The following is a 19,579-nucleotide window of genomic DNA, read 5'->3' on the forward strand; positions in this document are numbered from 1 at the left end:
CATTGTCAGTGGTGTTGACAGGACAATGCGCGACAGCCCGTTCCGTTTCATTCCGCGGCTTTGATCTTGTCCTGTGTCCGCGTTTTGAAATCGGACGCGTCATGGCGTTCGTGCAGTTGTTCGCTGGGATCACCGGACACGCGGTTGACCATACGACCCCGCTTCACCGGCTCACGCGCGTCGATGCTTTCGGCCCACCGCAGGACGTTGGTGTAGCTGGTCACGTCGAGGAATTCGGCCGCGTCGTAGAGACGGCCCAGGACGAGCCCGCCATACCAGGGCCAGATCGCCATGTCGGCGATGGTGTAGTCCGGGCCGCTGATGAAGTCGCGGTCGGCCAGTTGCCGGTCGAGCACGTCGAGCTGGCGCTTTGTTTCCATCGCGAAGCGGTTGATTGGGTATTCCATCGGTTCCGGCGCGTAAGCGTAGAAATGGCCGAACCCCCCGCCCAGATAGGGCGCGCTGCCCATTTGCCAGAAGAGCCAGCTCAGCATCTCGGCGCGATTTTCCTTTGGCCCGAGGAAGGCGTCGAATTTCTCGGCCAGGTGCATCAGGATCGCGGCGGATTCGAAGACGCGTACGGGCGTGTCGCCGGACCGGTCCATCAGCGCCGGGATCTTGGAGTTCGGGTTGATGTCGACAAAGCTCGATCCGAACTGGTCGCCATCGCCGATCTTGATGAGCCACGCGTCGTATTCGGCGCCCGAGTGCCCGGCGGCCAACAGCTCTTCGAACAGGATCGTGACCTTTTGCCCGTTCGGTGTCGCAAGGCTGTAGAGCTGGAACGGGTGCTTGCCGACCGGCAGATCCTTCTCGTGGGTTGGGCCTGCGATGGGGCGGTTGGTGCTGGCGAACTTTCCGCCGTTTTCCTTGTCCCATGTCCAGACTTTGGGTGGAGTATAGCTGTCGGTCATGTGCTGTATCCTGTTGTCAGATGCGTGGATGCAAACCTATGCCTTGTGCCCGGAAACACCAGTGCGCGTGTCCGCAGGGTGTGTGTGCGACCCGTTCAGAGCACGCCGATTTCGGCGAGCGCCCCTGCAAGCTCCGGGGGCAAGGTGTCATCGTTCAGGCGCGATTTGCCAAGGTCGGGCGGCGCGTCTTCGGGTTTGAGATAGCGCCAGCCCTGGAACGGGCGTTTCGGCGCGGTCGCGGTGCGGATGATTTCGGGATCGAGAACGATGCCGCAGCGGCGGATGCCATCGTCGCCGATGATCTCTTGCAGTCCGATGATCCGCTGGCGGGCCTGTAGCAAGCCTTTGACAACCCAGTAGATCGAGCCGCCGTTCAGCAGTTCGACCTCGCGTTTGGGCCACATGCGGGTGAGGTGATAGTATTGGCCATTCGCACGCTGTTTCGAGCGATGTTTCTGCCAATCCTCGATCTGCTCTACGCTGTCGGATCCGACCGAGAGTTTGATGAGATGAATGGTCCCTGCCATGACGTCTGCCCCCTGCATCGTAGGATCATAGCGGGCTACAGGGCGGGTTCAAGCCGCGTGCTGCGACCGGGCGCTGAGGCTCAGCCCTGTGTCTTGCGCGCGCGCGGTTTTGCCTTGGGCGCGGGTGCTTCGTCGGGCGCGGAGGCTTCGCGTTCCAGCCGGGTCTTGCGCAGGCGCTGGGTCTTCGCCTCGCGCTGTTCGGTTTCGGTGTCGAGCATCTCGCGGACGATGCGGGTGGTCTTGTCCATCACGGTTTCCGCCCGTGTCTGGGTTGCCTTGAAAAGTGTGTCTTTGTTCAGCTTGGCCATCGTTCAGTCTCCTTGACGGTGGGCGGCGCTGGGGCCGGGCCCGGATGGTTGGGGGGTGCGCAACGAAAAACGGGCGCAGTCCAAGGACCGCGCCCGCTTATCAGTCAATCAAGCAGTGGCTTATACCAGAGCAAGATTTGTCGCGCTTTCGCGGCCGTCGCGGCCACTTTCGATGTCGAAGGTCACAGCCTGACCATCGTCAAGCTGGTGCAGACCAGCGCGTTCGAGCGCGGAAATGTGAACGAAGATGTCCTTCGAGCCATGCTCGGGTGCGATGAAGCCAAAGCCTTTTTGGCCGTTGAACCATTTCACGGTGCCATTTGCCATCGTGTTGTCTCCTAGTATTTAGTCGCCACCCGCAACATGCGATGGCCCGGCTCAGTGTCGTCGTAGGATCGCCTGAGGCCGTTAGGAAACAGAAGGTCATCGGAAGAATCTTTGCCCAACGGATATGGGCGCTTTGGAAGCGGAATACAAGGACTGTCCTGTGTCGGGCCGAAATGAGTGCGCGCCGGGCAGGGTGTTGTGCCTTCATTTATCCACAAGGTTCTCCACAGATGGCGCAGGATGTGGTAGGGTCTTCATCCGGCCAATCTAGACGTTGTGGATTTGCCAAGACTTGCGCTATCTTGTCCGTCTGCCGCCACAGGGGAATCGCTGACATGTCTCGCTTTACCGCTCCGATTGCTGAACAGATCTGGGATATGAAATACCGCCTGAAAGAGGCGAATGGCACCGCTTTGGACAGCACGGTCGAGGACACGTGGCGGCGCATCGCGCGATCCTTGGCTGAGGTCGAGGCAGAACCGGAGGTCTGGGAAGAGCGGTTCTACGGCGCGTTGGAAGATTTCAAATACCTGCCCGCCGGGCGGATCACCGCCGGTGCAGGTACGGCGCGGTCGGTGACGTTGTTCAACTGCTTTGTCATGGGCACGATCCCCGACAGCATGGGCGGCATCTTCGAGATGTTGAAAGAGGCGGCGCTGACCATGCAGCAGGGCGGCGGGATCGGATACGATTTCAGCACCATCCGGCCCAAGGGCGCCGATGTGAAGGGTGTGGCGGCGGATGCGTCCGGGCCATTGTCGTTCATGGATGTCTGGGACGCGATGTGCCGCACGATCATGTCGGCGGGCAGCAGGCGCGGCGCGATGATGGCGACGATGCGCTGCGATCACCCGGATATTGAGGATTTCATCGGGGCCAAATCCGACGCCGCGCGGTTGCGGATGTTCAACCTGTCGGTGCTGGTGACGGATGCCTTCATGGAGGCGGTGAAAGCGGACGGGTCGTGGGATCTCCAGTTCGACGGAACCGTCTACCGCACGGTACAGGCGCGGGATCTCTGGAACCGCATCATGCGCGCGACTTATGATTATGCCGAACCGGGCGTCATCTTCATTGACCGCATCAATCAGGCCAACAACCTGAGCTACGTCGAAACCATCGCCGCGACCAACCCGTGCGGCGAACAACCCTTGCCGCCCTATGGGGCGTGTCTGCTTGGGTCGATCAACATGGCGCGACTGGTCACGGACCCGTTCGGGGACGCGGCGGCCTTGGATGTGGACGCGTTGAACGAGTTGGTCGCGACCGCCGTGCGAATGATGGACAACGTGGTGGATGCGTCACGCTTTCCTCTGGAGGCGCAGCGGGCAGAAGCGCAGGCCAAGCGGCGGATCGGGTTGGGTGTAACCGGCTTGGCCGATGCGCTGTTGATGCTGGGCCTGCGCTACGGGTCCGATGAGGCGGCGGCACAGACCGAGGCGTGGCTGCACGCCATCGCCCGCGCTGCGTATCTGGCGTCGGTCGATCTGGCCAAGGAGAAGGGACCGTTCCCGCTTTTCGATGCCGACAAATATCTTGCGTCCGGCACCATGCAGTTGATGGACGACGATGTGCGTGACGCGATCCGCGAACACGGTATCCGCAATGCGTTGCTCACGTCGATCGCGCCCACGGGAACGATCAGCCTTTATGCCGGGAACGTCTCGTCGGGGATCGAGCCGGTCTTTGCCTATGCCTATACGCGCAAGGTCTTGCAGAAGGACGGCACGCGCACCGAGGAAGAGGTGGTCGATTACGCCGTGCAGATGTGGCGCGAGAAATTCGGCGACCGGGAGCTCCCGGACTATTTCGTGAACGCCCAAACGCTGGCCCCGCTGGAGCACGTGAAGATGCAGGCGGCGGCGCAGAAATGGGTGGATTCGTCGATCTCCAAGACGATCAACTGCCCCGAGGACATTTCCTTCGAGGCGTTCAAGGACGTCTACATGGAGGCGTTCGAGACCGGGTGCAAAGGTTGCACCACGTACCGTCCGAACGATGTGACCGGATCGGTGCTCAGTGTGTCCGAGGACAAAAAGGCCGATGCGCCCGAAGTGGTGGCGTCGTCCGAAGAAGAGCCGCAGCAGCCGCATGGTGACGTGATCTATATGTCCGAACCTCTGGATCGGCCCAAAGCGCTGGAAGGCGCGACCTACAAGCTCAAGTGGCCCGACAGCGAACATGCGATCTACCTGACGATCAACGATATCATCGTCGGCGGACATCGGCGGCCCTTCGAGGTGTTCATCAATTCCAAGAACATGGAGCATTTTGCCTGGACCGTGGCGCTGACGCGGATGATCTCGGCGGTGTTCCGGCGCGGGGGCGATGTGTCCTTCGTGGTCGAGGAGCTCAAGGCGGTGTTCGATCCGCGCGGTGGGGCCTGGGTCAATGGCAAATACATCCCGTCGATCCTGGCCGCCATCGGCGGGGTGATCGAGCAGCACATGATCGCCATCGGCTTTCTTGCTGGCGAAGGGATGGGCCTCAAATCCGATCCGCAGGCGCAGGTGGTGAATCTGGCCGGCGGACGCGGGAAGGCGTGCCCGTCCTGTGGTCAGTACGACATGCGGATGATCGAGGGTTGCATGACGTGTGGGTCCTGCGGTCACAGCAAGTGCGGGTGAGGTGCTTACGCGTGCGGAAAAATGGGAGTTGTGCGTCAATTCAAGAGCGTTGATCGCGCCCTGGTTGTCGCCGGTTTTTGGGCTTCGCGCACGATTTCTATACTTCGAGACGCAGATGCATGATCGCGAATCGTAATGTGAACTCAATACCGGCCAATCGAAGCTCCGGCCGGTTTCCGCCGGGTTTCAGACTGCCAGACTGCCCTGAACCGCTTATTTTGCCTCAACTTTCTGCCTTTCGCATCAACGCCAAGGTTTCCGTCTCGATCAGTCCTGCGTATACTCCCGGCGTGGACCAGCGTGGAATAAGCGCGCGATCAGGGGGATGCGAGACGATGATACGGTCTGAATTGATTCAAAAAATTGCCGACGATAATCCGCATTTGTATCAACGCGATGTCGAGCGCATTGTGAACACGATCTTCGAAGAGATCATCGACGCCATGGCGCGCGGCGACCGGGTTGAACTGCGCGGCTTCGGCGCGTTCTCGGTCAAGAAACGCGACGCACGTATCGGGCGCAATCCGCGCACCGGTGAGGCGGTCGAGGTAGAGGAAAAGCACGTGCCGTTTTTCAAGACCGGAAAACTGCTACGGGACAGGTTAAACGGGAAGTAAACTCTGATGCGATACATCCGCTATGCATTTCTTGCGGCGCTGGCCATTGTGCTGGTGTCGGTGGCTCTGGCCAATCGCGGCATGGTCACGCTGCAACTCTTGCCGTCAGGTCTGGCTGATCTGATCGGTATGAACCGATCCATCGAGCTGCCGCTTTTCATCGTGATCTTCGGCGGGATCGTCGCGGGGTTGCTGATCGGTTTTGTCTGGGAATGGCTGCGCGAGCACAAGCACCGCGCCGCAGCGGCCCAGCGTCAGGCGGAGGTCAAGAAGCTCGAGCGCGAATTGCGCCGGACCAAGGCGGAGCGGGACAAGGACAAGGACGAGGTCCTCGCGCTCCTGGACGAGGCGAGCTGAGCAAGTCCCATGCCCTCTGACATTCGTGTGAAAATCTGCGGGCTGACCCGGCCCGAAGACGTGACTGCCTGTGCGACTGCCGGTGCGGCCTATATCGGGTTGAACTTCTTTCCCAAAAGCCCGCGGTTCGTTTCGTTTGAAACGGCGCGCGACCTGGCCGTGGATGTGCCCATCGGCGTTGGCAAGGTCGGTCTTGTGGTGAATGCGGATGATGCGTTTCTCGATGAGCTGATCGCCAAGGTGCCGCTCGATTTCATCCAGCTGCACGGCAGCGAGCCTCCGGAGCGTGTGGCAGACGTGCGCGAACGCTACGGCTTGCCGGTGATCAAGGCGGTGGGCGTCGCGGATGCAGAGGACGTTGCGGCGCTTGATACATTTGCCGATGTTGCGGATCAGCTTCTTGTCGATGCCAAGCCGCCAAAGAACGCGGTTATGCCCGGTGGCAACGGTGTCGCCTTTGACTGGCGATTGATTTCCGCGCGGCGGTGGTCTGTGCCCTGGCTTCTGGCGGGTGGTCTGACACCCGACAATGTTGCCGAGGCGATTGCCCTGACCGGCACGCGACAGGTGGATGTGTCCTCGGGGGTCGAGTCCGCGCCGGGGATCAAGGATGCCGGATTGATCCGTCGGTTTGTCGAGGCCGCGCGTTAGGGAATGTGTCGCTGACTTCCGTTTACGGAAAATAGGCAGCCTTGCCCGAGTTAATTTCGAACCAGAGAGTGTCGGGTCAGGTGGCCGTGCCGACGGCCTCTGACACGGACCCGAAACCATCACGTTCGAGCAGGGTGTCGAGCCCGTGGGCGATGTCCGGGACAAGGCCAAGGCCCCTATACACAAGCGCCGAATAGAGCTGAACCGCAGACGCCCCGGCCTTGATCTTGGCATAGGCATCTTCGGCAGAGGCCACGCCGCCAACGCCGATGATCGGCAGCTTGCCCCCGGTCGCACGGTAAAGCTGCGCCAACACGCACGTGGATTTTTCGAAGAGCGGGGCGCCGGACAGCCCGCCTTTTTCCTGCGCGTGAGGCGAGGTCAGCCCGTCGCGGTCGAGCGTTGTGTTGGTGGCGATCAACCCGTCGATACCAGAGGACAACGCAACCTCGGCCACATCGGCGATTTCTGCATCCGTGAGATCCGGCGCAATTTTCAGGAAGATGGGGATCGTTCGGTCAAGCCCATTACGTGTTTCCATAACCCCGGACAGCAGCGCACCGAGCGCGTCCTTGCCTTGCAAATCACGCAGCTTTTCGGTGTTGGGAGAGCTGACATTGACGGTGGCGAAATCCAGATGCCCGGCGCAGGTGGCCAAAACGGTGGCGAAATCGGCGGCGCGGTTGTCGCTGTCCTTGTTGGCCCCAAGGTTCAGACCGATGATCGCGTCGCGGGGCCGGTCGGCGAGCCGCGCCGCGATGGCGTGCATGCCGTCGTTGTTGAAGCCGAAACGGTTGATCACCGCGCGGTCTTCGCTCAACCGAAAAAGGCGTGGTTTGGGGTTGCCGGGCTGAGGGCGCGGCGTGGCCGCCCCCACTTCGAGAAAGCCAAATCCCGCTCGGCTCAGCGCGCGCAGGGCGGTGGCGTTCTTGTCGAACCCGGCAGCGAGGCCCACCGGGTTGGGCAGGGCAAGACCGGCGATCGAGGTGCGCAGGCGCGGGCTGGTGATTGTGCCGGTGGTCGGGGCGAGCCCGAGTTGCAGCGCCCGCAAGGCAAGCCCGTGCGCGGTTTCGGGATCGAACGCATGCAACAGGCGCAGTCCCGCCTGCTCCAGCGCGCTCATGTCAGGTCGTCCGGGAACGCATGGCCGGACGCCTCGAGCGGCAGCGGCTTTGCCCAGACCATATCGGACAGGCGCAGCGGGCCATAGAGGTGCGGGAACAGGGCGCCGCCCCGGGAGGGCTCCCACCGTAGGTCGCCAGTGAGTGTGCTCTCGTCATAGGCCAGAAGCATCAGCCCATCGACGTCGGCGAAATGCTTGGCTGCGGTTTCGCGGACCTGCTCGGCGGTGGAAAAATGCACATAGCCATCCGCCACGTCGATCGGCGCACCTTTGGTTTCACCTTGCGCCTGAAGCGCGGCCCATTCGTCGGAGCGGAGGATTTTGTATATCATGTCCCGCGATGTGCCGCCTGATCGGCGCGGCGTCAAGCACTGTCATCTGCCTGTTGATTTTGCGGCGTAAGCGCCAATTGCACGGCGCACCTTGCGTAAGTTTTGACTCCGTTCGCGCCGCGATGCACGATCACGCCATAACAATCCGACAGAGAGGACTCACATGTCTTACAGACTTCTTACAAGTGCCGCTGCGTTGGCGCTCAGCGCTGGTGTGGCACAGGCCGATTATTCCCTGACCATCCTGCACACCAACGACTTTCACGCGCGTTTCGAGCCGATCAGCAAGTACGATTCGGGCTGCTCTGCCGAGGACAACGATGCGGGGGAGTGCTTTGGTGGCTCCGCACGTCTGATGACGGCGATCGGTGACGCCAGGGCGCGCAGCAACAATCACATCCTCGTGGATGGTGGCGACCAGTTCCAGGGCACGCTGTTTTACACCTATTACAAGGGCAAGCTGGCCGCCGAAATGATGAACCAGATGGGCTATGACGCGATGACCGTGGGCAATCACGAATTCGACGATGGCCCCGAAGTTCTGCGCGGCTTCGTCGATACGGTGGAATTCCCGGTTCTGATGTCGAATGCCGACATCTCGGGCGAGCCGCTCCTTTCGGATGCGATCCAGAAATCGGTGATCATCGAACGGGGCGGAGAGCGTCTTGGCCTCATCGGTCTGACGCCGCAGGACACGCATGAATTGGCGAGCCCAGGTCCCAACGTGATCTTCACCGATCCGGTCGATGCGGTGCAGGGCGAGGTGGATCGCCTGACGGAAGAGGGCGTGAACAAGATCATCGTCCTGTCGCACTCGGGCTATAACACCGACATTCGCGTGGCGGAAAACACCACCGGCGTGGACGTGATCGTCGGCGGCCATACCAATACGCTTCTGGGCGATATGGAGGGCGCGGTTGGATCTTATCCCACGATGGTCGGCAACACAGCGATCGTTCAGGCCTATGCCTACGGCAAGTTCCTGGGTGAGCTGAACGTGACCTTCGACGACGAGGGCAACCTGACCGAAGCGGTCGGTGCGCCGCTCATCATGGATGCGGCCGTGGCCGAGGATGAAGCCACCAAGGCGAGGATCACCGAGGCGGCTGTTCCGCTCGACGAGATCCGCAACAAAGTCGTGGCCTCCACGGCCGAGGCCATCGAAGGCAATCGTGACGTCTGCCGGGCGATGGAATGCTCGATGGGCAACCTTGTCGCCGATGCGATGCTGGAACGGGTCAAGGATCAGGGCATCGACATTGCCATCGCCAACAGCGGCGGTCTGCGCGCCTCCATTGACGCGGGCGACGTGACCATGGGCGAAGTGCTGACCGTTCTGCCGTTCCAGAACACTTTGTCCACCTTCCAGATCACCGGCGAAACCCTGATCGCTGCGTTGGAAAACGGTGTGAGCCAGGTCGAGGACGGTTCTGGTCGGTTCCCGCAGGTTTCGGGCATGAGCTTTGCCGTCGACCTCACCAAAGAGCCGGGCAGCCGCGTTTCCGACGTCATGATCGGGGGTGAGCCGGTTGAGATGGACAAGGTCTACGGCGCCGTCTCCAACAACTTCGTCCGCAACGGTGGGGACGGCTATTCCATGTTCACCACGGCGCAGAACGCCTATGATTTCGGCCCCGACCTTGCCGACGTCACGGCGGAATACCTCGCCGAGAACGCACCGTACCAGCCCTATACGGACGGTCGTATCTCGATCACCAAGTAAGCTGCTAAAGGCGAACTTGAGAAACCTTGAAAGGCCGGGTCCACGCCCGGCCTTTTGCCGTCAGTGGGGTGTCTCGCACAGTCCGTGATCGGACAGTGAGGCCAGAACATAGCAGTCGCCCGTGCGTCCATCGCCCGAACAGCCCTGCACGATCCGTTCCAGTTCCTGCTCCAACGCCTTCAGTTTGGAGATCTTGCGCGACACATCGGCCAATTGGGTGCGCGCGATGGCGCTGGCTTCGTTGCAGGATCGGTCCGGGTGGGACTGAAGCGCGATCAGGGATTTTATGTCCTCAAGCGAAAAGCCCAGATCGCGCGCGTGACGGATGAACCCAAGCCGTTCGAGCCCGTCCTGATCGTATCGCCTTTGATTGCCCTCGGTCCTCCCGGCAGAGGGCATCAGACCGACCTGTTCATAGTAGCGTATGGTCGGCACTTTGACGCCGGTGAGCCTGGACAATTGACCGATGGAAAACATGCGAAATTCCTCTTGAACCTCTAGCCGCTAGAGGGATTACATCTTCGGCTGACCAAATATCAACGAGGGTAAAATGGCAGGATGTTGTGGCTCGGAAGCCAAATTCGATGGGGTGTCGTCTGATTACAAGCGACGCTTGTGGATCGTAATCGCCCTGAATGCGGTGATGTTCGTCGTAGAGATGACAGCCGGGCAATTGGCGCAGTCGCAGGCGCTTCAGGCCGATGCGCTCGATTTTCTGGGCGATGCATTGACCTATGGCATCTCGCTTGCGGTGATCGGTGCATCCGTTCGGGTGCGGACCCTGGCCGCCCTGGCGAAAGGGGTCAGTCTGCTCGCGATGGGATTGTTCGTATTCGGATCGACGGTGTATCGGGTGTTCTATTCAGGCGTGCCGGAAGCCGGGATCATGGGCGTGGTCGGGGTGCTGGCGCTCTTGACCAACCTTGCCAGCGTGATGCTGCTTGTGCGCTACAAGGATGGCGATGCCAATGTCCGCTCGGTCTGGCTGTGTTCGCGCAACGACGCCATTGGCAACGTCGCCGTGATGGTGGCTGCGCTGGGCGTCTGGGGCACGGCAACCGGATGGCCGGACCTCGTCGTCGCGGCGATCATGGCGGGGCTGTTCCTGTCTTCGGCCTGGCAGATCATTCGGCAGTCCCTCGACGAACGACGGGAGGGGGATCAAGGTCCTGCGCAAGAGGCGTCAGCGGACTTGTAGCCGCGGGCGGCACAGATAGAGTGAAGCGATGTGCGGACGTTTTTCCCTGACAATGCCGTCGGATGCGATGGCGCAGTTGTTCGATGCGGTGCCGTCAAACGCGTTGCCGGAGGTTCCGAATTACAACATCTGTCCGACGAACCTCGTGCATGCGGTGCACAGTGCTGAGGGCCAGCGGCGATTGGTGGCGATGCGATGGGGGTTTTTGCCGCATTGGTACAAGACGGAAAACGGCGGGCCGCTTCTGATCAACGCGCGGGCCGAGACGATCGCGGAAAAGCCCGCCTTCAAGGCCGCGTGCCGCGAACGGCGCTGTCTGATCCCGGCCACGGGGTTTTACGAATGGACCAAGGACGAAGAGGGCAACCGCCTGCCGTGGTACATTCATCCGACCGACGCGGATGTGCTGGCCTTTGCCGGGGTGTGGCAGGACTGGGAGCGCGACGGCGTTGCGCATCGCACCTGCGCCATCGTGACGACGCAGGCCAATGACCGGATGTCCGCAATCCATCACCGGCAACCTGTCACCCTCGCACCCAGGGACTGGCCCCTGTGGCTGGGCGAGGCGGGCCATGGGGCCGCGACTCTGATGACCGCGGCACCCGACGACGCGATGGCGTTTCACCGGGTCGATCCCAAGGTCAATTCCAACCGGGCGTCGGGGCCGGAGTTGATCGACCCGATCGCGACCTGATCGGGGTTTTCCCCGTCCGCGCTTGGCAGTAGCGTGGCGCCGAACAGGGAGGCCCGCATGTCCAACGCCAAGATCGACGCGACCATCGCCACGCTGCGCGAAATCCTCGGGGATCGTCTGTCCACCGGGGCCTCCATTCTGGATCAGCACAGCCATGACGAGGCGTACACCAAGCCCGTGCTTCCGGATGCGGTGGCCTTTCCCGAAACCACGGAAGAGGTTTCGCAAATCCTGCGGGTCTGCTCGCAGCACGGTTGCCCGGTCGTGCCCTACGGGATCGGGTCGTCGTTAGAAGGGCATGTTGTGCCGGTGCAGGGCGGTGTCACGGTAGATACCAGCCGCATGAACCAGGTGCTTCAGATCAACCAAAGCGATCTTGACGCGGTGGTCGAACCCGGCGTGACCCGTATGCAGTTGAACGAAGCGTTGCGCGCGACGGGGTTGATGTTCACCGTCGATCCGGGGGCCGATGCCACGCTGGGCGGCATGGCCGCGACACGGGCTTCGGGCACCAACACGGTGCGCTACGGCACGATGGCGGACAATGTGCTGGCGCTCGAGGTCGTGTTGCCGGACGGTCAGATCATCGAGACGGGCAGCCGCGCGCGGAAATCCTCGACCGGGTATGACCTGACGCATCTCTTCATCGGCTCGGAAGGCACGCTGGGGATCATCACCAAGCTGACGGTCAAGCTGCATGGTCAGCCCGAGCATATCGCGGCGGCGACCTGTGCGTTTCCCGACATCAAGAGCGCGGTGGACACGGTGATCCTTGCCATTCAGATGGGGATCCCGATGGCGCGGGTGGAGCTGCTGGATGCCCTGACGATGCGGGGCATGGCGCTTTACAATCCGGATATGGTGTTGCCGGAAGCGCCACATCTATTCCTCGAGTTTCACGGCTCCGAGGCCGGTGTGGCCGAGCAGGTTGAAAACTTCGAGTCGCTGGTAGCGGACCACGGCGGGTCGGGCTTTCAGTGGGCGACGAAGACCGAGGACCGCAATCGCCTCTGGCACGCGCGGCACAACGCCTATTACGCGGGCAAGGCGCTGCGGGCCGGGTCCAATGGCGTGGTCACGGATTGCTGTGTACCGATCTCGGCCTTGGCCGACTGCTTGATCCGCGCCACGGAGTTGGCGGAGGAATCGGGGTTCCTGGCCCCGATGGTGGGGCATGTGGGGGATGGCAATTTCCACCTGTTGATTCTGGTCGATCCGGCCAGTGACGAAGAGCTGACGCGCGCCAAGGCGCTGGTGGAGAAGGTCAACCGTCTGGCGCTCGAGTTCGGCGGGACGGTCAGCGGTGAGCACGGGATCGGGCTGGGCAAGCGCAAGTACTTGCCCGAGGAACACGGCGCGGCCTATGCGCTGATGGGGGTTCTGAAGCGCGCGGTCGATCCGGGTAACATCATGAACCCGGGCAAGCTGGTGACGCTGAACTGACACGGGGCAAGGATGCGTCGACGCATCCTTGCTTTCCGTTGACGGAAAGCCTTCCGCGCTTGGCCGAGGTCAGCCCTTCACGGCCCCGGCGGTCAGGCCGGACACGATCTGGCGCTGGAAGAACATGATAAGCAGGAACAGTGGTGCTGTGGTCGAGACAACGGCGGCCACAGCGAACATCACGTTGCCTTTTGTCTGCGTGGTGCCAAGGAAAGACGCGATCTTGGGGATCATCGTCTGATTTTCCTTGTCGAGGATCATCGCCGTCACCGCAAAGTCGTTATAGGCCAAGAGAAAGCTGAACAGCCCCGTGGTGATCACGCCGGGCCACATCACCGGGATGATGACGTGCCGGAACGCCTGAAACCGGGTGCAGCCATCCACCATCGCGGATTCGTCCAGATCCTGCGGGATGTTCTTGAAGAAGGAATGCAGCATCCAGAGCGTGAACGGCTGGTTGATCGCCACCAGAACGATGATCGCCGTGGGCAGATAGCCCCAGACGTTCCATTCGAAGAACACCGGCAAATAGCCCGACACCAGCGTGATCGGCGGCATCGCACGGAAGATCAGCGCGACCAGCAGGAACCAGAACGCATAGCGGTAGGTCGACCGCGCCAGCGCATAGCCGCCCAACGTGCCCAAGGTGAGCGAGATCGTGACGACGAAAAGGCAGACCAACGTGGAATTCCACGCCGCGCGCCAGAACTCTTCCTGGATCCACGCGCCGGCATAGCCCTGGGTGGTGAAGGCATCGCCGGTTTCGCGGGTGGTCATGTCCCCCGTGAGCACATTGGTCCAATCGGCGAGCGAGAAGAAATCGCCCTCGACTTTGAAGGACCCCCAAAGCGTCCAGAGGAACGGGAAGGCGGCGGCGATCATCCAGATCACCAGGACGGCAATCATGAGCGCCTGGAGAAGGACGGGGCGTTTTTGCGCTTGGCTTGCCATACTCGGCGCTCCTTATGCCGTCTTGCCGTAGTCGCGCCACGTGCGGATCAACACCGGCGACAGAAGGATGGCGACCCCGAGGATGGTTAGAACCGAGGTTGCGGCGGCCGAGCTGAGCTGCTGGGTTTCCCCGCCGAGATCATTGTAGATCGCCCAACTGAGCGACGTGGCGTGCGCGCTGGCGTTGAAGCTGACGATGGGTTCGAAGACGCGGAAATTGTCCATCAACTGGATCAGCGCGATGAAGGTCGTGAGCGGCAGGAGGTGCGGGATCACCACATGCCGGATCTGCTGCCAGCGGCTTGCTCCGTCGATGCGGGCGGCCTCGAGCGTGTCGGTGTTCACGGTTTGCAGTCCCGCATAGTAGACGATGAAGGCGAAGGGCGCGGAGTGCCAGACGCCGTACACCATCAGCATGATCCACATGAGCCCGGTATCCGCCTTGACCGACAACGATGGATCGTCGGCAAGGGCGCGCAAGGCGGTGCCGAGGATGCCGCGCGCGTCGACCATCCAGAACAGGATCAAAGACCCGACGAGGGGCGTCACGATCATCGGCAATAGCGAGAAGAAAATCATCGGCCCCCTCAGCGCGCGGGCAGCACTGTTGACCGCGACGGCAATGATGAAGCCGAGAATGATGGTCAGCGGAGTGACGATGAAGGTGTAGGTGAGCGTGAACCCGATTGCCTTGTAGAAGGGCAGGTTCATCAACCGACCGATGAAATCGCCGACCCCGGTACTCTGCGCCCAAAGCTGGCCGAATTCATCGACGGCAAGGTGATTGCGGTCGGTGTAGATCTCAAGCCCCGCGAACCGCCCAAGCGGCTGCTCCTCGCGCAGGGCGGCGGTCGCTTCCTGGTCTATGGCGGTGGCGGTGGTGCAGCCGAAGGGCCCGCAGTTCTCGACCTCCACGATGACTTGCTCATGCGCGACGTAAAGCGATTGAACGACGACCGACACGATCGGGAAGAAGATGAACAGCAGCATGGCGATCGCCGACGGCAGCGTGAACCAGAAAAAGGCACTGTGTTTCATCGGAACGTCCCCGCAAGTGTCGGATCGTCAGCAAAGCGCAGGGGCGGACCAGTGCCGCCCCTGCAGAAGGTTACAGGCTCAGTTGATGAAGCCTTTTTCGCGAGCGGCGGTCGTATAAGCCGCTTCGATGTCCGACAATGTCTGCTCGGCGCTTTCCTTGCCTTGCAGGAAGTCGGCGATGTTGTCGCCAAGCGCAGTGTGCAGCAACCCGTGATGCGGCAGCATCGGGTAGGGCGTTGTCTGCATCGAGATGGCCGAGAACACACCTTCGTTGACTGCGGCGGGTTGATAGCCTTCGATCATCCAGACCGCCTGGCCCATGGTCTCATCATTCAGGATCGCCGGGCTGATGCCGTGCTTCATGGCCTTGAAGGTCGCTTCGGCATCTTCGTCGCTGATGTTCTTGGCAACGGTCCAGCCATCCCACCAAAGGGTCGAGGCGGGTGTATCGTTACCGCCGACGGTCATCGGGGCGCCGACCATCGTGTTCTCATAAACCTCGGGCGTCGATCCCTCGGCGTCCATCAGAACACCGGTGCGCGATCCCCACATGTTCATCAGGGCGACGTTGCCCGCTTCCCATTCGGCACTGGTTCCGTTGGAGTCATGCGTCAGGAAGTCGGGGTTCATGTATTCGCTCAGCGCTTTCAGCATTTCAAGCGTGGCGACCCCGGCCTCGTTGTTGATCGAGACAGTCGCGGTGCCCGGCTCGTAAAATTCACCGCCGTGGCCGATATACATGTTGATGAATTCCTGCGCGAGGTTCCAACCCGCCATATAGGGACCGCCCAGCGGGTGTTCGAGGATGCCTTCGGCGCGGATCTTTTCCGCCGCGGCCAACATCTCTTCGTAGGTTTTCGGAGGCTCGACGCCGATCTGTTCGAGGATATCCTTGCGATACACAAGGTGCTGCGCATTAGCCATGAAGGCCACGGCCATGATTTCGCCGTTGATCGTAATAAGCTGGTTGCGCGGGATGTCCTGACCATAGGCCGCAACCAGGTCATCGAGCGGGCGGATGACGTCTTCGTTAATCAAGGCCACGATGGAAGAGTTGGCGACGATCGCGGTGGTGTATTCCGCCGGGTTGCCCTGCATGCCGGCCAGGTTGATCTTCTGGTGATCCGCCGTGAGGTTCGCCTTGGCTTCGGTCAGCCCTTCACATTCCTGGGCATTGCGCGCGACGGTCTGGATCGCCGGGAATTCGTTGCCGACGATGCTCAGCCGTCCGCTTTCGATGCTGCAATCTGCGGCGAAGGCTGTCGATGCGCTTGCGGCGACAAGGAACGAGCCTGTCATCAGGATTTTCTTGAGCTTCATTTTGGTCTCCCTGTGTGTCTGGATGCGCATTTCACGGTCGCATCTCTGTTTCCCGGTTGAGCCGGGACTCCCATAATGGTTCAGCCGTCGATCCGCTTGCCTGTCTCGGTCGAGAACAGGTGGCAGATCTCCGGCGGGATGTGGATCGAAACCGGATCGCCGATTTCGGCCCGAAAGGATTTGTCCGCCTTGACGGCGACCAGCGCCTGTCCGATCCGCACCGAGATCATCGTGGCGTCGCCCAAGAGTTCGAGCGTGTAGATCGGTGCCGTGATCTGACCGTCGCCTTCGGGCGCCAGCGCCGCGTCTTCCGCGCGAAAGCCCAGTGTGGTTTTTCCATTCCCGACACTCAGGCCGGGAATACGCGTGTTGCGGGTTTCGAAAACACCGTCCCGGATGTCTCCGTCGATCAGGTTCATGGCCGGGTTGCCAATGAAGCTGGCAACAAAGACGTTGGCGGGCCGGTCGTAGATTTCGGTCGGGCTGCCAACCTGCTGAACGATGCCTTTTTCCATCACCACCACGCGGTCTGCCAGCGTCATCGCCTCGATCTGGTCGTGGGTCACATAAATCGTCGTGACCGCCAATTCGTGGCTCAGGTTCTTGATCTGCGCGCGGGTCGAGACGCGCAGCTTGGCGTCGAGGTTGGACAGCGGTTCGTCCATCAGGAACACGTTGGGTTCGCGCACGATGGCGCGGGCTAGGGCCACGCGCTGGCGTTGGCCGCCGGAAAGCTCTGCCGGTTTGCGGTGCAAGAAATCGTCCAGCTCGACCATGGCGCTGGCACGGCGCACGCGTTCGTCATGGGTGGCGTTGTCCACGCCGCGCACTTTCAAGGGAAAGCGGATGTTCTCGTAGACATTCATGTTCGGATAAAGCGCGTAGGACTGGAACACCATCGCCACGTCCCGATCCTTGGGGTCGAGATTATTCACCACCTTGCCGTCGATGGCGATTTCGCCCTCGGTAATGTCTTCCAGCCCCGCGATCATGCGCATCGTCGTGGTCTTGCCGCAGCCGGAGGGACCAAGAAGGACGAGGAATTCCTTGTCGGCGATGGTCAGGTTGAAATTGTGAACACCGACGAAACTGCCCCAACGCTTGTTGACGTTCCTGAGCTGGATTTCCGCCATGTTTTCCCCCTGCGCAAAAATCGCATTTGCGGTCGACCACTTCAACAAGCCATAGGGCTGGCGGTTTGGCAAGAATTCTTTGCAAACGTGTGCAAAAAATCGGATCGTCACTGAAGATGCCGAAAATCGCGGGCTTTCCGAGACATCCACCGAGGAAAATCTTGCGTGCGCTTTGGGAACGCAGCGTCACACTGGTTCTGTCGTAGCGTCTTGGTGTCTTGTTTCGGAAAAATATCCGCTAAAAGCGGTGCCGCCCCGGTGGAGACGGGCGCAGACGACAATATGGGAGGGGACACCATGACATTTGCGAGTTTCGAGGACCGCAACGCGATCGAGAACGAGATGCCGTGGACGGAACGGGATGTGCCCGCGACGCTTTACGGACAACTGAGCAAAACCGCAGCCGAGTTTCCGGACCGTCCTGCCGCCAGCTTCCAGTTGCTCTCCGGTCCGACGGACAAGGCCGAAACGCTCACATGGTCGCAGCTTCTGGCCAGAACAGTTCAGGCGGCAAACCTCTTTCGCAAGCTGGGGATCGGCGAGAAAGACGTGGTGGCCTACGTGCTGCCCAACAGCACCGAAACCATCGTCACGCTTCTGGGCGGTGCCATCGCCGGGATCGCGAATCCGATCAATCCGTTGCTCGAACCGGAACAGATCGCCGCGATCCTTCGCGAGACAGAGGCCAAGGTGGTCGTCACGCTGAAAGCCTTTCCCAAGACGGACGTTCCCCAAAAGGTCGCCGAGGCCTGCCGGCACGCGCCCAAGGTGCATACCGTTCTCGAGGTCGATCTGAACCGGTATCTGACGCCGCCGAAATCTTGGATCGTGCCGCTGGTCCGACCGAAGAACCCGGGCGGGCATCATGCCGACGTGCTGAGTTTCAGTGCCGAGATGAAAAAGCAGAACACGACGCTGGATTTCGCCGACAGCACCGAAGACCGCGTCGCGGCCTATTTCCACACCGGCGGTACCACGGGGATGCCCAAGGTGGCGCAGCACACCTATTCCGGCATGATCTACAATGGTTGGCTCGGCAACCGCCTGCTCTTCACCGAAGAAGACAGCATCATGTGCCCGCTTCCGCTGTTTCACGTCTTCGCCTGCCACGTGATCCTGATGGCGTCAGTTGTTTCGGGGGCGCATACGGTCTTTCCGACGCCGCAAGGCTACCGCGGAGAGGGCGTTTTCGACAATTTCTGGAAGCTGTGCGAACGCTGGAAGACGACATTCGTCATCACGGTCCCGACCGCCATGTCGGCCCTGATGCAGCGCCCGGTGGACGCGGATCTATCCACCATCAAGACTGCGTTCTCCGGATCCTCACCGCTGCCGCTCGAGCTGTTCAACCGGTTCGAAAAAGCTTGCGGCGTGACGGTGGTCGAAGGCTATGGTCTGACCGAGGCGACCTGCCTCGTGTCCTGCAATCCGCCGGATGGGATCAAGAAGGTCGGATCGGTGGGGATTCCGTTCCCCTATACCGACGTGAAGATCCTGTCGGTGAAGGATGGCGCGGTAAAGCAATGCGCGACCGACGAGATCGGAGAGATCTGTGTCTCGAACCCCGGTGTCTCTCCGGGCTCGACCTATACCGAGGTGGACAAGAACCGCGACCTCTTCCACGAGGGGATCTATCTGCGCACGGGCGATCTGGGCCGCATCGACGCCGACGGCTATCTCTGGATCACCGGGCGCGCCAAGGATCTCATCATTCGCGGCGGTCACAATATCGACCCGGCCGAGATCGAAGAAGCGCTGCTGGCGCATCCCGCAGTCGCCTTTGCCGGGGCCATCGGACAACCGGATGAACACGCGGGCGAATTGCCCTGCGCCTTTGTCGAGCTTGTCGATGGGGCCAGCGTAACCGAGCAGGAGTTGCTCGATCATTGCAAGGTGCATGTCCACGAACGCGCCGCCATGCCCAAGCACATGACTATTCTGGACGAGCTTCCCAAGACCGCCGTTGGCAAGGTCTTCAAACCCGACCTGCGCAAAAGAGCCATCACGCGGGTGTTCAACGCCGCGCTCGACAAGCACGGGTCACCGGCACGGGTCGTCACGGTGGTTGATGACAAGACACGCGGGCTGGTGGCGCAGGTCGATCTGAAGGGCGCGAGCGCCGAGGATGTGGGGCACGTTCTTGGGAACTTTGCCAATCGGTGGGAGCCGGTGGCCTGATCCCAAAGGTCCGCGCAATGCGCGTATTTGGAAAGAGAAGAAGCAGGGGCTTCGCGTGGTGACGGCCCTGCGCGCTTGACGGATCAGGGCCCGCCTGTCTGAATGCGCCGATAAGCCG

The 19,579-nt window shown here is 61.3% G+C and carries 20 protein-coding genes; 9 read left to right on the forward strand and 11 right to left on the reverse strand.

The features are described 5' to 3' along the window. Positions 1-47: 47 nt before the first annotated feature. The 4 genes from yghU to Q1B16_RS02710 form a co-directional block, all read right to left on the reverse strand. Entirely contained in the window at positions 48-914 is an 867-nt protein-coding gene (gene yghU / locus Q1B16_RS02695) for a glutathione-dependent disulfide-bond oxidoreductase (RefSeq protein WP_299784671.1), read from the reverse strand. Positions 915-1,009: 95 nt separating this feature from the next. Then, on the reverse strand, positions 1,010-1,441 hold the full coding sequence (locus Q1B16_RS02700; RefSeq protein WP_299784672.1) for a DUF1489 domain-containing protein: 432 nt from the start codon (positions 1,439-1,441) through the stop codon (positions 1,010-1,012). Positions 1,442-1,521: 80 nt separating this feature from the next. Then, positions 1,522-1,749 carry a hypothetical protein gene (locus Q1B16_RS02705; RefSeq protein ID WP_299784673.1) on the reverse strand — a complete coding sequence of 76 codons (228 nt, stop codon included), beginning with the start codon at positions 1,747-1,749 and terminating at the stop codon, positions 1,522-1,524. 120 nt (positions 1,750-1,869) lie between these two features. Further along, on the reverse strand, positions 1,870-2,076 hold the full coding sequence (locus Q1B16_RS02710; RefSeq protein WP_299784674.1) for a cold-shock protein: 207 nt from the start codon (positions 2,074-2,076) through the stop codon (positions 1,870-1,872). A gap of 335 nt (positions 2,077-2,411) precedes the next feature. On the opposite strand from Q1B16_RS02710, the gene Q1B16_RS02715 reads away from it, so the two are divergent. The 4 genes from Q1B16_RS02715 (at position 2,412) to Q1B16_RS02730 (ending at position 6,328) form a co-directional block, all read left to right on the forward strand. Beyond that, the gene (locus Q1B16_RS02715; RefSeq protein WP_299784675.1) at positions 2,412-4,703 is read left to right on the forward strand and encodes an adenosylcobalamin-dependent ribonucleoside-diphosphate reductase; all 2,292 of its coding nucleotides are present in this window, start codon (positions 2,412-2,414) and stop codon (positions 4,701-4,703) included. 335 nt (positions 4,704-5,038) lie between these two features. Continuing rightward, complete coding sequence (gene ihfB / locus Q1B16_RS02720; RefSeq protein ID WP_299785972.1) at positions 5,039-5,320, forward strand: integration host factor subunit beta; 282 nt, start codon at positions 5,039-5,041, stop codon at positions 5,318-5,320. A gap of 6 nt (positions 5,321-5,326) precedes the next feature. Beyond that, positions 5,327-5,677, forward strand: a complete 351-nt coding sequence (locus Q1B16_RS02725) for a LapA family protein (RefSeq protein ID WP_299784676.1) — start codon at positions 5,327-5,329, stop codon at positions 5,675-5,677. Between the two features lie 9 nt (positions 5,678-5,686). Next, positions 5,687-6,328, forward strand: a complete 642-nt coding sequence (locus tag Q1B16_RS02730) for a phosphoribosylanthranilate isomerase (RefSeq protein ID WP_299784677.1) — start codon at positions 5,687-5,689, stop codon at positions 6,326-6,328. A gap of 76 nt (positions 6,329-6,404) precedes the next feature. On the opposite strand, the gene Q1B16_RS02735 is transcribed toward Q1B16_RS02730, so the two are convergent. Together Q1B16_RS02735 and Q1B16_RS02740 are read right to left on the reverse strand one after the other, a co-directional pair. Continuing rightward, positions 6,405-7,451, reverse strand: a complete 1,047-nt coding sequence (locus Q1B16_RS02735; RefSeq protein WP_299784678.1) for a quinone-dependent dihydroorotate dehydrogenase — start codon at positions 7,449-7,451, stop codon at positions 6,405-6,407. Further along, entirely contained in the window at positions 7,448-7,783 is a 336-nt protein-coding gene (locus Q1B16_RS02740) for a DUF952 domain-containing protein (RefSeq protein WP_299784679.1), read from the reverse strand. The genes Q1B16_RS02735 and Q1B16_RS02740 overlap by 4 nt, the downstream gene beginning before the upstream one ends. A gap of 163 nt (positions 7,784-7,946) precedes the next feature. On the opposite strand from Q1B16_RS02740, the gene Q1B16_RS02745 reads away from it, so the two are divergent. Further along, entirely contained in the window at positions 7,947-9,506 is a 1,560-nt protein-coding gene (locus Q1B16_RS02745) for a bifunctional metallophosphatase/5'-nucleotidase (RefSeq protein ID WP_299784680.1), read from the forward strand. 60 nt (positions 9,507-9,566) lie between these two features. Here Q1B16_RS02745 and Q1B16_RS02750 read toward each other — a convergent pair whose 3' ends face one another. After that, positions 9,567-9,983, reverse strand: a complete 417-nt coding sequence (locus Q1B16_RS02750; protein ID WP_299784681.1) for a helix-turn-helix domain-containing protein — start codon at positions 9,981-9,983, stop codon at positions 9,567-9,569. Positions 9,984-10,056: 73 nt separating this feature from the next. Between Q1B16_RS02750 and Q1B16_RS02755 the strand changes: the two genes are divergently transcribed. Genes Q1B16_RS02755 through Q1B16_RS02765 form a run of 3 tightly spaced genes read left to right on the forward strand, consistent with a single transcriptional unit; the run spans position 10,057 to position 12,841 of the window. After that, the gene (locus Q1B16_RS02755; protein ID WP_299784682.1) at positions 10,057-10,704 is read left to right on the forward strand and encodes a cation diffusion facilitator family transporter; all 648 of its coding nucleotides are present in this window, start codon (positions 10,057-10,059) and stop codon (positions 10,702-10,704) included. A 28-nt stretch (positions 10,705-10,732) separates the two neighbouring features. After that, a complete protein-coding gene (locus Q1B16_RS02760) occupies positions 10,733-11,398 on the forward strand; it encodes an SOS response-associated peptidase (protein ID WP_299784683.1) in 666 nt (221 codons plus the stop codon). 57 nt (positions 11,399-11,455) lie between these two features. Next, entirely contained in the window at positions 11,456-12,841 is a 1,386-nt protein-coding gene (locus Q1B16_RS02765; RefSeq protein WP_299784684.1) for an FAD-linked oxidase C-terminal domain-containing protein, read from the forward strand. Positions 12,842-12,910: 69 nt separating this feature from the next. Here the strand turns inward: Q1B16_RS02765 and Q1B16_RS02770 are convergent, their stop codons facing one another. From Q1B16_RS02770 to ugpC, 4 genes are all read right to left on the reverse strand, one after another. Then, complete coding sequence (locus Q1B16_RS02770; protein ID WP_299784685.1) at positions 12,911-13,792, reverse strand: carbohydrate ABC transporter permease; 882 nt, start codon at positions 13,790-13,792, stop codon at positions 12,911-12,913. A 12-nt stretch (positions 13,793-13,804) separates the two neighbouring features. Further along, positions 13,805-14,830 carry a sugar ABC transporter permease gene (locus tag Q1B16_RS02775; RefSeq protein WP_299784686.1) on the reverse strand — a complete coding sequence of 342 codons (1,026 nt, stop codon included), beginning with the start codon at positions 14,828-14,830 and terminating at the stop codon, positions 13,805-13,807. 78 nt (positions 14,831-14,908) lie between these two features. Beyond that, positions 14,909-16,150, reverse strand: a complete 1,242-nt coding sequence (locus Q1B16_RS02780; RefSeq protein ID WP_299784687.1) for an extracellular solute-binding protein — start codon at positions 16,148-16,150, stop codon at positions 14,909-14,911. A gap of 80 nt (positions 16,151-16,230) precedes the next feature. Then, complete coding sequence (gene ugpC / locus Q1B16_RS02785) at positions 16,231-17,283, reverse strand: sn-glycerol-3-phosphate ABC transporter ATP-binding protein UgpC (protein WP_299784688.1); 1,053 nt, start codon at positions 17,281-17,283, stop codon at positions 16,231-16,233. A 297-nt stretch (positions 17,284-17,580) separates the two neighbouring features. Between ugpC and Q1B16_RS02790 the strand changes: the two genes are divergently transcribed. Then, positions 17,581-19,461, forward strand: coding sequence for an acyl-CoA synthetase (locus Q1B16_RS02790; protein WP_299784689.1), 1,881 nt, complete (start codon positions 17,581-17,583; stop codon positions 19,459-19,461). The last annotated feature ends 118 nt before the right edge of the window (positions 19,462-19,579 follow it).

Origin of the sequence: uncultured Marivita sp., from assembly GCF_947488135.1 — a bacterium.
Taxonomy (GTDB): Bacteria; Pseudomonadota; Alphaproteobacteria; order Rhodobacterales; family Rhodobacteraceae; genus Marivita.